We start from the raw sequence: 14,226 nt of genomic DNA, 5'->3' as shown, positions 1-14,226 counted from the left end.
TAGCCTGGGCGCCTTGACCGGCCCATCCGACGACGGCGGCTTCGACGACGTCCGCGAATCCCTGCGCAGCTTCGCCTCCAACTCCGCGACCCGCTGCGTCAACACCTCAATCCGCGCGTCCCGCTCGGCCAGAGCCTGCTCCACCCGGGCAAGCCGCTCCAGCCGCCTCACAACCACCGGCGAGTCGGACACGACGGTCAGGATGCTCAGACCACCACCAAGATCAAGCCAGGCGGCCAAGAACCTGCTGACCAGTCACGTCTTGTAGGCAACTCCGAGGGCGGTGTACGGTGACACCCAACACAAAGGATCAAGTAGTTTACTGTCCATGATGGACGGCGACCAGATGCGTTGCTGCGCAGCTTTCGCTGACCCTCAAGTCGCTCGTTACTGTCTGCTTATCGGTGCTGTTGGCGGCTAGTCGCCACCTCGGTGGCGCTTGGCTTGTGGTCCCCCTTCCAATGTCACTGTCGAAATTAGAACTCGCCTTTGTCTCGGGATTCTTCCTCTCATCGCGATTGAATGCACTGTCGTTCCGCCCGACGAAATGTGTCCTTCCGTGGGGGAGGTCGCGGCTCGTGCGCCAACTACTGCCCCTGGCCCGACTGATGCCTGGTTCAACAAGTTGGGCCCCGAGGCGCTGTACGACATCCGTGGACGGCGCGGCGGCGGCCCAAAGGTCATCGGCGCGCCGCGTGCGAAAAAGCCGCAAATGCGGTATTCGAAAGGAGGAGGGGTGCGGACCAGCAAGTGCCGTGCTCCGGACTGAAAATGACAGTAATGGATGAATCGAATCTGACTCCCCTGCCGCTGCTGCAGCTGAGTAGTGGTTTCTCGAGCTTCAAGACCTTCGCCGCCGCAGTGGAGTTGAGTCTGTTCACCCGGCTCGCCGACGGTCGGACGATGAGCGTGTCGGAGGCGGCTGCCGAGTTCGGACTACCGCATCGTCCGGCGGATCTGCTGCTCACCGCTTGCGCCTCGCTGGGATTACTGGAGAGACGCGGTGACGGGTACGGAAACACCGCACTCGCCGAGAAGTTCCTGGTCGAAGGACGCCCCTACTATTTCGGTGGGTTGGTACGGTTCTACGACAAGCGCGAGTACCCGGCGTGGGATCGTGTTCTCGATGCGCTTCGGACGGACAAGCCGACCGCCTGGGACCCGGAGGTCCAAGACTCTCCGTTCGTGGCCGAGGACTCGCAGATGCTGCAGTTGTTCTGGGACGCGATGCACTGCATCTCGACATTCACCGCCCGTGCTCTCGGTGAGGTCTACGACTTCGGCAGGCACTCCCGTCTACTGGATGTGGGGGGCGGCTCCGGAGCGTTCCCGATCGAGCTGTGCCGCCATTACGCGCACCTGTCGGCGACGGTGTACGACCTGCCCCACGTGTGCCCGATCGCTGATTCGAAGATCGCCGATGCTGGACTGAGTGGACGGATCACCACGGTTGCCGGGGACTTCCTGCGCGACGCCGCGCTGCCTGCGGGCTACGACGTGATCCTGTACAGCATGATCATGCACGACTGGGGTGAGGACACCGACCGGGAACTGCTGCGACGCGCCCACGAGGCACTGGCACCCGGCGGTGTGGTCATCATCAGCGAACTGATGCTCAATGCCGACCGCACCGGCCCCGCCGAGGCCGCCCTGATGGGTATGAACATGCTCATCGAGACCACGGCCGGCAAGAACTACTCCGAAACCGAGTACATGAACTGGCTACAGGATGCCAAGTTCTCCGACATCCGTACCCTGCCGTTCGTCGCAGCCGGCGCGAACGGGGTCGTCATCGGCGTCAAGGACTGACCGGACCGTGACGACAGTCGGGGTGGCGGGCGGCAACGGGTCGCCTGGTGCAACGTCGCCGCCCTGTTCCGCCTCGACGTCACCGGCTGAGCCGCCGCGCCTCAGAAGGTGGCCTGACGTGGCAGCGAGTGCGAGTGTGATCGAGTGGCGTGCCGCATGGTCAGCTGGAAGATCCAACCGCACGTTGTGAGCGACGAGGAAATCGACGCGGACATGGTCGCCACGACACGCGGGGTCGCTGATCAGGATATGCGAGGGCCCCTTCCCTGGGTCGGGAAGGGGCCCGGCCGCGCCCGCCGCGGGCAAGCCGACGGTGCCGCGCGCGGGCCTTCACGTGCACCGCCCCGGTCAGGGCTTGCGGGCGAGGCCGGCCCAGTAGTAGGCGGACTTCGGGTCGGCCGGGTCGCCGTCGTCCGGCCGCCACGCCTTGACGGGTACGACACCCGGCTCGACCAGCTCCCACCCGTCGAAGAACCGCTCCACCTCGGCGTGGGTGCGCGGCACCAGCGTCATGCCGCCCCGGGTCGCCGCGGCGACCGCGGCGTTCATCTCCGCCGGGTTGAACTCCTGGGTCGGGTGGGTGATCGCCAGGTAGCTGCCGGAGGGCAGGGCGTTCATCAGGGTGGCGAGCCTGCCCCTGGGGTCGTCCTCGTCGCGGAGCAGCATGAGCACCGCGACGAGCGTGAGCGCCACGGGCCGGCCCAGGTCGAGCGTGTCGGTGAGGCGAGGGTCGGCGAGGATCTGCTCCGGCTGGCGCAGGTCGGCGTGGATGTACTCGCTACGCCCCTGCTCGCTGCTGATCATCAGTGCCCGGGCGTGCGCCAGGACGATGGGGTCGTTGTCGACGTAGACCACGCGCGTCTCGGGTGCCAGTGCCTGGGCCACCTCGTGCAGGTTGGGCCGGGTGGGGATCCCGGTGCCGACGTCGATGAACTGACGGATGCCCGCCTCGGTGGCGAGGTAGCGGGCGACCCGGTGGACGAAGCGTCGGTTCTCCTTCGCCATGGCCGGAAGCGTGGGGATCGCCTCGATCATGGCGGCGCCCATCGCCCGGTCGGCCGCGAAGTTGTCCTTCCCGCCGAGCCACCAGTCGTAGACGCGGGCGGAGTGCGGGGCGGAGACGTCCACACCGGACGGCGGGAGACCCTCGCTTCGGCCTTCGGCGCCACTGCGCGACATGGTCGTCTCCCTCCACCCGGGCCGGTCCTCGATGCGCAGCCTAGGCGATGCCCCGCGGGGCCGGCCGAGGGGTACGCGGGTCTGCGCATCCTACGTCGACGCCCACATCTCGTGGCGAGCCTGGGCCACCGGATTGGGCAGCGCCGGGTTGGTGGTGTGGGAGAGGCGGACACCTGATCCTGGTCACGGCCGACGGCGGGCTCGCCTCAGCCACCGGCCGCTCTGCGCGTTCTTTCGCCTTTGCGGGTATTCCTGCTGGGATACCCTTATCGGGCCAAATACCCAGTCCGGATGAGGTGATCTCGGGTGCGAGCGGTGGCGGTCGCGAACTACAGCGCGCGTCCGACGATCATGGAACTTCCCGATCCCCGGGCCGGGCACGGGGAGGTGCTGGTCGCGATCCGTGCGGCGGGCGTCAACCCGATCGACCTGGCGATCGCCAACGGAGAATGGGCGGCCCGGGGCGCGGACGCGAGATTTCCCCTGATCATGGGCATCGACATGGCGGGGGTCGTCGAGGCCGTCGGCGAGCACGTGACCCGGTTCGCGCCGGGCGACGCCGTGTTCGGCCAACTGTTCCTGCCGCCCCTCGGCTCGACCGGGACGTACGCCGAGCAGGTCGCGGCGCCGGAGGAGGCGAACCTGGCGCGGGTGCCACCCGGGCTGGATCTGGAGACCGCGGCGACGCTGCCCACGGCCGGCGGCGCCGCCCTGAACATCGCCGACGGCCTCGGGCCGCTGACCGGCGAGACCGTGCTGATCGTCGGCGCGGCCGGCGGGGTCGGGTCCTTCCTGACGCAGTTCCTCGCCGCCTCCGGCGCCAGGGTGCTCACCGTCGCTCGGGCGGGCGCGGCGGACCGGTTGCGCGCGTACGGCGCGGCGGAGAACTTCGACCGCGCCGCGGTCTCGATCCCGGACGCCGTGGGCGCGGCGTGCCCGGACGGCATCGCCGTCCTCGTCGACCTGGCGAGCGACGCCGAGGCGTTCGCCGCGCTGGCGCCACTCGTCCGCGTCGGCGGTACGGCCCTGTCGACCCGTTTCGCCGCCGACGTCGACGACCTGGCCGACTACGGAATCAGCGCGATCAACTTCGCGGTCAACATGACACCGGACCTGCTCGCGCGGCTCGCGGACGCCGTCGTGGCGGGCCAGGTCGCGGCCCCGTCGATCCGGACGGTACGGCTGGACGACGCGCCGAGCCTGCTGAGCCGGTCCCTCACCAGCGACGGCGAGGGCAGGATGGTGATCCTCCCCGCCGGATGAGGGTGAGCGGCCGTCGCCCAAGTGCCACTGTGGAGGCTGCCGGTCTCGTCGGGGTTCCGCGCAGGTAACGGCTTGCCCACGGGTTTGCGACGGCCGACCGCCGCCGCGCTCGTCCTCGCCGCCGCGCTCGCCGGCGCCGGGTGCAGCGGTCCCGGTACGTCCGGCCGCGCCGACCGGGAGCGCGGGGCTCCCCAGCAGGACACACCGTGGGGGGTCGGCGGCGAGACCGCCCCCGAGGACGACGCCCGGTCCACCTTCGCCCTCGACGTGGACACCGCGTCGTACGGCAACGCGCGGCGGCTGATCATGGACGGCCGGCTGCCCGAGCGGACGGCCGTCCGGCCGGAGGAGCTCGTCAACTCGTTCACGCACTACCCCGAGCCGGAGGGCGACGGGTTCGCCGTCCACGCCGACGGTTCCCGGCTGCCCGGGTCGCACCGGGCGGAGCCGGCGGGCGACGTGCGGCTGCTGCGGGTGGGCCTGCAGACCCGCTCGGAGGACCGGGCGAACCGCCCCGACGCCGCCCTCACCTTCGTGGTGGACGTCTCCGGCTCGATGGGCGAGCCGGGCCGGCTCGACCTCGTCCAGGACGCCCTGCACACGCTGGTCGACCAGTTGCGGCCGACCGACTCGGTGGCGCTCGTCGCGTTCAGCACGAAGGCGCGGACCGTGCGGGAGATGACCCGGGTGGCGGACGCCGAGGAGCTGCACGACGCCATCGACGACCTGCGCGTCCAGGACAGCACCATCCTGGAGGCGGGGTTGACGCTCGGCTACCGGGTCGCCCGGGGCGGGTTCCGGGCCAGGGCGACCAACCGGGTCATCCTGCTGTCGGACGGCCTGGCGAACGTCGGCAGCACCGACGCCGACCCGATCCTGCGCCAGGTCCGCGAGGAGGCCGACAAGCAGATCGCGCTGCTCGGCGTCGGCGTCGGCAGCGAGTACGGCGACGCGCTGATGGAGCGGCTCGCCGACTCCGGCGACGGCCTGGTCGTGTACGTCAGCGAGCGCGCCCAGGCCCGGGAGGTGTTCGTCCGGCAGTTGCCGGCGACGTTGCGCGTGCGGGCGTTGGACGCGAAGGCGCAGGTCACCTTCGACCCGGCCACGGTGCGCTCGTACCGGCTGATCGGTTACGACAACCGGGCGGTCGCCGACGACGACCGGGTGGACGGCGGCGAGATCGGCCCGGGGCACAGCGGGACCGCGCTGTACGCGGTCCGGCTCACCGAGGAGGCGGCCCGCTCGGCGCCGGTGGCCCGGGTCGAGGTGCGCTGGCTCGATCCGGCCGACCGGGCCGCCGCCGAGGCGAGCCGGTCCGTCACGGTGGACGACCTGTCCGGCGGGTTCGACCAGGCGTCCCCTCGGCTGTGGACGAGCTACTGCGCCGCCTGGTTCGCGGAGGTGCTGCGGGGGCGAGGTGCGCCTGACCGATCTCGCCGGGACCGCCCGGCGGGCCGCCGACGCGACCGGCGACCGGGAGGTGCGCGACCTGGCGACCCTGATCGACCGCGCCGCCGAGCTCGGGTGACCCCCGCCCCGGGGCGGCGACCAGCCGGTCAGTCGGCGAGTTCCAGCAGGGGGAAGGCGCGGTGGCGGCGGGGTGGGATCAGGAAGTTCTGCCGTCGGGTGCAGGTGAGGAAGCGCTCCAGGCCGTTGTCCTGCTCGGCCACCCGGTGCCGGCGGGCCAGGTCGACGGCGGCCTGGAGGGGTCGGGGCGCCCTGGCCGGAGGCGGCGCCGCTGGCGGACTTCCCGCCGTCGGACCCGCTCGACGAGGTGGTGCGCCGGCGCGGTTCGCAGCGGCGCATGGACCGGTCGGCGACGCTGCCGCGTCCCCTGCTGGAGTGGCCGCTCGCCGCGGCCCTGCGGGGCGTCGTGAGGCCGACGCCGTCTACTTCGGCAGGTCGGTGCGCGGGACCGTGTCCGGCGACCAGCCGAAGTCGTACTGGGCGACGGCGACCGCCTTGGCGAAGGCCCTGGCCACGGCGGGTGAGCTGACGATGCGCCAGTCCCGCTCCTTGTTCACCTCGAACCAGATGACGCCGATGACGTCCGGGTGGCTCGGCAGCACCCGGAACGTCTCGGTGATCCACTCGGCCTTGCGGCCACCGGCGTCGGAGGCGCCGGTCTCGGTGACGACCAGCGGCCTGCGGCTGAAGGTGCGGATCTCGTCGATGCTGCGCTTGAAGATCGCGTCGAAGGACAGGTAGGCCGCGAAGGCCCCCGTGCCGTAGTAGCCGGAGAGACCGACCCAGTCGACGTAGGCGTCCCCCGGGTAGAACGTGGACAGCTTCGGGTCCGAATCGTCCCATCTGACGTTCGGGCTCCACACCCAGGTGACGTTGGTCGCCCCGACCTCCTCGAACAGGTCGTGGACGTGGCGCCAGGCCCGGACGTAGTCGCCGGGGCGGTTGCCGTTGACCGACTCGCACCACGGGTACCAGTCGCCGTTCATCTCGTGGGCGAACCGGATGGCCACCGGGTAGCCGAGCGACCGGATCCCCTCGGCCCAGGACCGCAGGTGGCCGTCGAGGCTCCCGTCGGCGATCCGGGACAGCCCGTACCCGGGCTGGTTCGCCCGGATCTTGTCGATCTCGCGGTTCTTGAGGCCCTTCCTGCGGTGCTCCTCGTCCACGCGTTGGTCCCACGGCTCCCAGCCGAGCATCGGCAGCATGCCGCGGCCGCTGATCCGGTCGAACAGCGCACGGTCGAACGGGGTGGCGGCCCATCCCGCGCTGAACAGCATCACCTGCGGCTGGCGCTGCGCCGCCGCGGTGAACGCCTCCACCGGCGTGAAGTCGTACGGCCCTTCGCGGGTCATGATGCCGACGAACGTCTTGCCGGCCGGCGGGAACAGCGCCGGGGCCGGTGGGGACGACGCGGTCGATCCGGCCGGTTCCCGTCCCAGGGGCGCGGCCCGCGGGGCGACGGCGAAGGCGTACGTCAGCAGCAGCGCGCCGGCCAGCGCCATCATGACCCGCGGGACGCTCAGCCGTGCCACGGTGCGCCCCTTCCGGCGGTCACCCGCGCCCTCGGCGGGCGGCGCCGGCTCGCGGCGCGCCCGGCACGCGCGGCCGCGTCGCGGCGATGCCGGCCGCGCCGGTACGCGCCGCCCGGGTCCGGTGCGCGGCGGGCCGCGAGGCCCGACCCGATCGCGATCAGCGGCGGGAGCAGGCCGGTCAGCAGGGTCAGCACCGGCCACACCCGCAGCAGGGCCACGTCGTGGTCCAGCACGAAGCTCGCCCCGAGCAGGGCGGCGGCGAAGGCCGCCCACGCGTAGTGCAGCCGGAACGTGCCGAGCGACTCGGTGGTGCGCAGCTTTCCCTTGGCGGTGACCACGAACGCGAGCTTGCGGCGCAGCAGCGCCCCGACGGCGGCGGCCACGTACACGGGGCCGGTGAACAGCGCCAGCGCCATGCCGACCAGGCCGATCTCCTCCCGTTCGTGGGGGGCGATGTTGAAGCGGCGCAGCCAGAGCCACAACACGAACCAGGCGCCGATGGTCGAGCCCCACAGCGCCGACCAGACGGTGACGTCGAGTTGGGCGGTGCCCACGCCGGTGAGCAGGTACAGGGCCGTGGCGAGGTTGCCCAGCAGGAGGCTGACCGCCACGCTGGGGTAGTAGAACTGGAGCAGGCGGTACTGCCAGCGGCGCCGGGACGGCAGTTGACGCGGTGCGCGCAGGTCGGGGCGTACCAGGATCTCGCAGATGCCGGCGGCCCACCGCTTCTGCTGGTTGAAGTAGTCCGCCCACGACGTCGGGCCCTCCCCGATGGCCACCACGTCCGGGGTGTAGACGCCCTTCCACGGGTGGCCCGTCTCCGGGTTGACGGCGGCGTGGACCCGGATGCTCGTCAGGTGGTCCTCGATGATCGAGTCCTGGTAGCCGCCGATGCCGCGCCAGGCCGCCGGTCGGTAGAGGTGGCCGGTGCCGGTGAGCAGCGGGGCGTCCAGCCCGTTGCCGCCGCGCGCGATGAGGCCGTTGTAGAGGTACTGCTGGACGGAGGCGCCGTGGGCGACCCAGTTCTGGTGCATGTTGCCGTAGACCTGCGGGGTGACCACGAAGGCGACGTCGGGGTCGCGGAAGTAGCCGAGGGTCCGCTCCAGGAAGCCCGGCAGCGGCACGTGGTCCGGGTCGACGTTGGCGACCACGTCGTACCGGTGCTCGTGCTCCGCCCGCCAGGCGTTGTGGTTGCCCGACTTCGTCCTGGCGCGGAACTCGCCGCTCGGCTGGTTGTACCGCGGCTGGCCCTTGCGGCTGAAGTGGTGCACCCCGAGGCGCGCGGCCATCTCCTTCACCGCCGGGTCGTCGCCCTCGTCGAGGATCCAGACGTCGACCTGGCCGCAGTAGACGATCTGCCGCATCCGCCGCAGCGTCCGCTCGGCGACGTCGATGGGCTCCTTGCTGGGCACGATCGTGGTGAGCAGGGCGACCCGCAGGCCGACCGGCGGATCGACCGGGACCGGATCCTTGGCGTGGAACGCGAACACCCACACCACCACGTTCTGCGCGAGGCGGATCAGCTCCACGCCGACGACCACGCAGAAGCCGAGCCGGGCCGCGATGGTCTGCCAGTCGCCGAACCCGGTCACGCCCGGCCCGGGTACGTGCGCGGGCAGCAGCAGCCAGCCGACGAACAGCACGCCGGCGGCGCCGTTGACGCCGACGAGCAGCGTCAGGACCAGCCGGGACGCGGGCGAGAGGACGTGCCGGAACCGGACCGCCGCCTCCGCGCGCGCCGGCGCGACCAGCGGTCCGGCGGTGGCCCCGCACGCCGCGTACGCGAGGCGCGCGCTGATGTTGCGCTGGCGGCGGTCGGGGCGCCGCCCCGGCGTGGCCCCGGTCGGGGCGTCGACCGGCGGACGGCCACCGGCGGTCCGCTCCCCCGCGGCTTGAGACAAGCGTGTATCGCTGGCGACGCCCACGTTCCCCCCATGACTGGCTTCTGCTCGCCACGAACTCGGCCTCGACCGATCCTATGCCGGCAATACGGTCAAAAAGTGCAGATCGGGCGAAGGGTGCTCACACCCGCGCCGGCCGCGGTCACCCGCCCGCGCCCCGGTCCACCAGGAGGGCCAGGGTGAGCCCCGTCGGCCGCCAGACCTGCGCCACCCGGTACGCCGTCCGCAGCACCCGCTCCTTGTCGCCGGCCATGCCGTGCAGCGGGTCCGCCCGCTCACCCAGCCGGACCACCCACAGCCGCCGCGTGTCCCGCAGGCAGTCCCCGACGTCGGCGCGTTCGGCGGCCGGACGGGGGCCGCCGGCGTCCCGGGCGAGCACGTCCGCCGGCCGACGCGCGGCCGGAAGATAGCGCGCCAGCAGGTCCCGGCCGGCCCGGCCGTCGGCGGTGTCGGCCGGGCCGTAGACGACGCCGTCGCCGGGCCGCATCCCGCGCTCGACGATCGCGGCAAGCTGCCGGGTGGCCTGCTGGTGCCCGTCGGGTTCCCGCAGCGCCACCTGCGCGGGCGCGCCGACCAGCGCGATCGCCGCCAGCACCGCCACGCTCCAGCCGGGGCGCGCCCGGGCGAGGGCGACCCCGCCGAGCGTCGCCCAGGCCGGGAGCGTGAACAGCAGGCCCTGCGGCAGCCAGACGGGCGCCACCTGCGCAAGGAGCAGCAGCGCGAGCGGCGGCACCACCGCCCACGCGGTGAGGACGGCGGCGGCGGACCGCAGCGGAAGACTGAACAGCGCCAGGCCGAACAGCACGGCTCCCAGGGCGGCGACGCCGAACAGCTCGCGGGGGGCCGCGGCCAGCGCCGCCAGGTCGGGCACCCGGGCGGCCGGCGGGCCGGGCAGCCCACCGAGCCGGGCCAGGGCGACCACGGGAAGCACGCCGAGGCACGCCGCGGCCAGCCAGCGGCCGGCCACGGCACGCCGGAAGGCCAGCACGGCCCAGCCGTGCCCGGCGAGCAGCAGCAGCCCGTGGACGTGGCACAGGCCCAGCGCCAGCACCGAGGCGCCGTAGGCGGCGCAGCGCCACAGCGTCGGCCGGTCGACGGCCCGGGCGAGGGACAGGGTGGCGAGCACGGCGGCCAGCACGGCCAGCGCGTACGGCTGCGCCTCCTGCGCGTACCGGCTCGACGCCGGCAGCAGCGCGAGGAGCACGCCGGCCAGCAGGCCGACGCGCGGCGTGAACAGCCTCGCACCCAGCACCCCGACGAGGGCCGCCGCGGCGGTCATGGCCAGCATCGACGGCGCCCGCAGCGCCAGGTCGGACGCGCCGAGGGCCTCCGCCCACGCGCGCGCCAGCAGGTGGTACGGCGCGGCGGGCAGGTCGCCGGCGCGCAGCGTGGACCAGGTCTCGCGCCACGACGCGGCGGTCGTCCGCCAGGTGGCGAGCTCGTCCCCGCCCAGGCCGGGCACGCCCGCGCCGGAGGCGCTCAGCGCGGCCATCAGCAGTGCGGGAACCAGCCACGCGGCGACGGGCGACCGGTGGCCCCCGACCGCGGTGGACCCCGGGGCGCCGCGGCGGCCCGCGCTCCCGGCATCCCCGTGGCCCTCGCCCCAGGGGTCCTCGGCGCCGACCGCCGCCTGCCGCAGCCGGGGCAGGACTATCGTGTCCGCGTCCTTCAACATGTCTCACGCATTCCTGTGGATCCGGCGATCGAGGCCACGGCAGAGCCACCCCCGGGCGACGGCGGGCCGGCGTCACGGCGTACGGATCTGTCGGCGCGCGCCGATGCCGGGGCCTGGGCCTGGGTCGATTACGGGGCGCCACCTGGAGCATAGTGAGACTAACTTGGACGAAACGCCCAGTTGCCGGAGAAGTAGACCCGGGTGGCCCGACGCGGGACGCGAGGCTGCCTCTACGATTCCGCCCATGGCACTGCTGTACCGGGCCGAACTGCACCCCACGAAGCTCGAACTCCTGGCCGGCTGGCTGCCCGGCCGCCCGTGGTACCGGGGGCAGGCGGGTGACGTCGTGCGGCTGGCGTCCTACCGTTTCGACGACCCGGCCGGGAAGGTCGGGATCGAGACCACCCTCCTGCGGGTCGGCGACGGACCGGTCCACCAGGTGCCGCTGACGTACCGGGACGCGCCGCTGGACGGCGGCGACGACTGGCTGCTCGGCACCGCCGAGCACTCGGTGCTCGGCCGGCGCTGGGTGTACGACGCGTGCGGCGACCCCGTCTACGCCGCGGCCCTGGCCGGCGCGATCCTCGGCGGCGCCGGCCAGGCGCAGGAGTACTTCGAGGTCGACGGCCGGCGCCAGCTCCGCGAGCCCACCATGACCGTGACCGGCAGCGGCGGCGAGGGCAGCCCCGTCCCCGCCGTCGGCGCGCTGCGCCGGGTCGTGGACGCCGACCCCGCGCTCGTCGTGACCGACGCCGTGGAGCTGGCCGTCCCGCGCCGCCTCGGCGACGGCGCGGGCGGCCCGGCCGGCGCCCGGCTGGTCGGCACGTGGCCGGGCCAGCCGACGCCGCTGCCGCTGGCGTACGCCTCGCCGCGCTGAGCGGCACCGCGTCCCGACCGGCCGGCAGCGACATGCGTGACCACGGGCCGGCGGCGGCGGCCGCCGCGTCCACGTCGTCGGCCGCCGGGCGGTGCCCGGGCAGCCCCGGCGTCGGCCAGGCGTACGGGACGTTCGGCGAACTGCTGCAGGGGGCGCTGCCGGAGGCCGACGGGGACTTCCTGGTCACCATGCCGATCGCGCGGTGGTCCACGGCGGTGTTCCACCGCGAGCCCGGGCTGCCGCGGGTGACGGTGTGGCCACCGCACAAGACGAAGGCCCGCACGCTCGCCGGCATGATCATCGCGGACCGGGGAGCGGGGACCGCCGGCGGGACGCTCGTGCTGCGCAGCGAACTGCCCGAGGGCAAGGGCCTCGCCAGCTCGTCCGCGGACCTCGTGGCGGCCGCGCGGGCCGTGTCCGGCGCGCTCGGCATCGAACTGCCGGCCGACCGACTGGAGGACTACCTGCGCCGCATCGAGCCGACCGACGGCGTCCTCCACCCCGGTGTCGTGGCGTACCACCACCGCGCGGTGCGCATCCGGTCGACGCTCGGGTCGCTGCCCCCGGTGTCGGTCGTCGGGGTCGACGAGGGGGGCGAGGTGGACACGGTCGAGTTCAACCGGCTCCCGAAGCCCTTCTCCGCCGCGGACCGGCACGAGTACGCCGGACTGCTCGACCGCCTCACGGCCGCCGTGCGCGCCGGGGACCTCGCGGAGGTCGGCAGGGTCTCGACCCGCAGCGCCGTGAAGAACCAGCGGCTACGGCCGAAGCGGCTGCTGGCCGCCGTGCGGGAGGTCAGCCGGGAGCTGGGCGGTCTCGGCGTGATCTGCGCGCACAGCGGCACGACCGTGGGGGTCCTCCTCGACGACGCCGACCCGGGGTACGCCGACAGGCTGGCCCGGGTCACCGCCGCCTGCCGCCGCCTCGCCGGCAACGCGACGGTGTACCCCGGCCTCACCTTCGACCTGCCGGCACCCCGGACGTCGGCGGGCGGCCACTGCCGCGGTTGAGCTAACCGCCGGCCATCGCGCCGAGGATGATGAACGGCTCCTCGCCGGCGGTGACCCGCTCGGGCAGCGGCGCGTCGGGCGACTCGTTGGACAGATCCTCCTGGCAGGCGTAGAAGCGGACGAACGGGCGGCGCTCGCCGCTGTACCGGTCACGGATGGTGCCCAGCAGCATCGGGTACCGCGCCTCGAGGCTGTCCAGCACCAGCCGCTGGGTGGCCGGCCCGTCCATGTCGAGGCACACCTCGCCCGTGACGTGCGCCAGGTTCTTCAGGTGAGCCGGCAGGACCACCCGGATCACCGCAGCACCTGGACTTCCACGGAGAGCACCGCCGGCAGGTCCCGGACGATCGGCGCCCAGCTGTCGCCGCCGTCCGCCGAGTGGTAGACCTGGCCACCGGTGGTGCCGAAGTAGATCCCACACGGGTCGAGCGTGTCGACCGCCATCGCGTCGCGCAGGACGTTGACGTAGCAGTGGGACTGCGGCAGTCCCCTGGTCAACGGCTCCCACTCGCCGCCGCCGGTGCGGCTGCGGTAGACGCGCAGCCTGCCCTCCGGCGGGTAGTGCTCGGAGTCGCTCTTGATCGGCACCACGTAGACGGTCTCCGGCTCGTGCGCGTGCACCGCGATCGGGAACCCGAAGTCCGACGGCAGGTCGCCGCTGACCTCGCGCCAGTTCGCGCCGGCGTCGTCGCTGCGCATGACGTCCCAGTGCTTCTGCATGAACAGGGTGTCCGGCCGGGACGGGTGCTGGGCGAGGCGGTGCACGCAGTGGCCGACCTCCGAGTCCTGGTCGGGGATCTCGCCCGAGCGCAGGCCCTTGTTGATCGGCAGCCAACTGGCGCCGCCGTCGTCGCTGCGGAACGCGCCCGCCGCCGAGATGGCGACGTAGATCCGGTCCTTGTTCGCCGGGTCCAGGATGATCGTGTGCAGGCACATGCCGCCGGCACCGGGCTGCCACTTCGCCCCGGTCCGGTGCGTACGCAGGCCGGTCAGCTCGGTCCACTTGCCGCCGCCGTCGGTGGTGACGTAGAGGGCGGCGTCCTCGGCGCCCGCGTAGACGGTGTCCGGGTCGTCGCGGGACGGCTCCAGGTGCCAGATGCGCTTGAACTCCCACGGGCGCGGGGTCCCGTCGTACCACAGGTGCTCGCCGACGTCGCCGGCGTAGGCGAAGTCGTTGTCGACCGTGGTCCAGGACCTGCCGCCGTCGTCGGACCGCTGGATAAGCTGCCCGAACCAGCCGCCGGACTGGGACGCGTACAGCCGGTCCGGGTCGGCGGGCGACCCGGTGAGGTGGTAGATCTCCCAGCCGCCGAAGTGCGGCCCCTCGACCGTCCAGTCGTCACGCCTGCCGTCGGACGTCAGCACGAACGCGCCCTTACGTGTGCCCACCAGCACTCTCACGCCGCTCATATCCTCATCCTTCTCCTCGTTTCCCCTGGCTGGACCGACCGCCGCGCCGAAACTCATCGGTCTTTGTCAGTCGTACTCCCCGGGTACGACGATTCGGCGTCCC

Annotated in this window: 10 protein-coding genes and 2 pseudogenes; 5 read left to right on the top strand and 7 right to left on the bottom strand. The window is 72.9% G+C overall.

Going from position 1 to position 14,226, the window contains the following annotated elements; all coding sequences use genetic code 11:
• Nucleotides 1–9 precede the first annotated feature (9 nt).
• A pseudogene (locus tag ACGFIZ_RS26040) lies at nt 10–177 on the bottom strand (DUF6444 domain-containing protein); the annotation flags it as partial.
• Between the two features lie 603 nt (nt 178–780).
• Here ACGFIZ_RS26040 and ACGFIZ_RS26035 point away from each other — a divergent pair.
• On the top strand, nt 781–1,809 hold the full coding sequence (locus ACGFIZ_RS26035) for a methyltransferase (protein ID WP_393423367.1): 1,029 nt from the start codon (nt 781–783) through the stop codon (nt 1,807–1,809).
• A gap of 348 nt (nt 1,810–2,157) precedes the next feature.
• Here ACGFIZ_RS26035 and ACGFIZ_RS26030 read toward each other — a convergent pair whose 3' ends face one another.
• Nucleotides 2,158–2,988, bottom strand: coding sequence for an SAM-dependent methyltransferase (locus ACGFIZ_RS26030; protein WP_393423365.1), 831 nt, complete (start codon nt 2,986–2,988; stop codon nt 2,158–2,160).
• 306 nt (nt 2,989–3,294) lie between these two features.
• Here ACGFIZ_RS26030 and ACGFIZ_RS26025 point away from each other — a divergent pair, with 306 nt between their 5' ends.
• On the top strand, nt 3,295–4,251 hold the full coding sequence (locus ACGFIZ_RS26025) for an NADP-dependent oxidoreductase (RefSeq protein WP_393423363.1): 957 nt from the start codon (nt 3,295–3,297) through the stop codon (nt 4,249–4,251).
• A gap of 21 nt (nt 4,252–4,272) precedes the next feature.
• Nucleotides 4,273–5,484: pseudogene (locus ACGFIZ_RS26020) on the top strand (von Willebrand factor type A domain-containing protein); the annotation flags it as partial.
• A gap of 656 nt (nt 5,485–6,140) precedes the next feature.
• On the opposite strand, the gene ACGFIZ_RS26015 reads toward ACGFIZ_RS26020, so the two are convergent.
• The 3 genes from ACGFIZ_RS26015 to ACGFIZ_RS26005 form a co-directional block, all read right to left on the bottom strand.
• Nucleotides 6,141–7,250, bottom strand: a complete 1,110-nt coding sequence (locus tag ACGFIZ_RS26015; protein WP_393423361.1) for a glycoside hydrolase family 26 protein — start codon at nt 7,248–7,250, stop codon at nt 6,141–6,143.
• On the bottom strand, nt 7,238–9,151 hold the full coding sequence (locus tag ACGFIZ_RS26010) for a glycosyltransferase family 2 protein (protein ID WP_393423359.1): 1,914 nt from the start codon (nt 9,149–9,151) through the stop codon (nt 7,238–7,240). Before ACGFIZ_RS26010 ends, ACGFIZ_RS26015 begins: the two co-directional genes overlap by 13 nt.
• A gap of 142 nt (nt 9,152–9,293) precedes the next feature.
• Complete coding sequence (locus tag ACGFIZ_RS26005) at nt 9,294–10,826, bottom strand: glycosyltransferase family 39 protein (protein ID WP_393423357.1); 1,533 nt, start codon at nt 10,824–10,826, stop codon at nt 9,294–9,296.
• Nucleotides 10,827–11,070: 244 nt separating this feature from the next.
• Here ACGFIZ_RS26005 and ACGFIZ_RS26000 point away from each other — a divergent pair, with 244 nt between their 5' ends.
• Together ACGFIZ_RS26000 and ACGFIZ_RS25995 are read left to right on the top strand one after the other, a co-directional pair.
• On the top strand, nt 11,071–11,703 hold the full coding sequence (locus ACGFIZ_RS26000; RefSeq protein WP_393423355.1) for a hypothetical protein: 633 nt from the start codon (nt 11,071–11,073) through the stop codon (nt 11,701–11,703).
• Nucleotides 11,652–12,713 (top strand): kinase, encoded by a 1,062-nt coding sequence (locus tag ACGFIZ_RS25995; protein ID WP_393423353.1) that lies wholly within the window; start codon nt 11,652–11,654, stop codon nt 12,711–12,713. Before ACGFIZ_RS26000 ends, ACGFIZ_RS25995 begins: the two co-directional genes overlap by 52 nt.
• Before the next feature lies 1 nt (nt 12,714).
• On the opposite strand, the gene ACGFIZ_RS25990 is transcribed toward ACGFIZ_RS25995, so the two are convergent.
• Nucleotides 12,715–13,011 carry a MoaD/ThiS family protein gene (locus ACGFIZ_RS25990; protein ID WP_393423352.1) on the bottom strand — a complete coding sequence of 99 codons (297 nt, stop codon included), beginning with the start codon at nt 13,009–13,011 and terminating at the stop codon, nt 12,715–12,717.
• A complete protein-coding gene (locus ACGFIZ_RS25985) occupies nt 13,008–14,123 on the bottom strand; it encodes a WD40/YVTN/BNR-like repeat-containing protein (RefSeq protein ID WP_393423350.1) in 1,116 nt (371 codons plus the stop codon). The genes ACGFIZ_RS25990 and ACGFIZ_RS25985 overlap by 4 nt, the downstream gene beginning before the upstream one ends.
• Nucleotides 14,124–14,226 lie beyond the last annotated feature (103 nt).

It is taken from the genome of Micromonospora sp. NPDC048830, from assembly GCF_043198215.1.
In the GTDB taxonomy this organism is placed as follows: domain Bacteria; phylum Actinomycetota; class Actinomycetes; order Mycobacteriales; family Micromonosporaceae; genus Micromonospora.
The sequence above is the reverse complement of the archived record's forward strand: the minus strand, read 5'-3'. Positions and strand labels throughout refer to the sequence as shown.

Bases quoted from the DNA above. Each gene is read 5' to 3' on its own strand.
- ACGFIZ_RS26030 (WP_393423365.1), bottom strand. From the start codon at position 2,988: ATGTCGCGCAGTGGCGCCGAAGGCCGAAGCGAGGGTCTCCCGCCGTCC.
- ACGFIZ_RS26005 (WP_393423357.1), bottom strand. From the start codon at position 10,826: ATGTTGAAGGACGCGGACACGATAGTCCTGCCCCGGCTGCGGCAGGCG.
- ACGFIZ_RS26000 (WP_393423355.1), top strand. From the start codon at position 11,071: ATGGCACTGCTGTACCGGGCCGAACTGCACCCCACGAAGCTCGAACTC.
- ACGFIZ_RS25985 (WP_393423350.1), bottom strand. From the start codon at position 14,123: ATGAGCGGCGTGAGAGTGCTGGTGGGCACACGTAAGGGCGCGTTCGTG.
- ACGFIZ_RS26035 (WP_393423367.1), top strand. From the start codon at position 781: ATGGATGAATCGAATCTGACTCCCCTGCCGCTGCTGCAGCTGAGTAGT.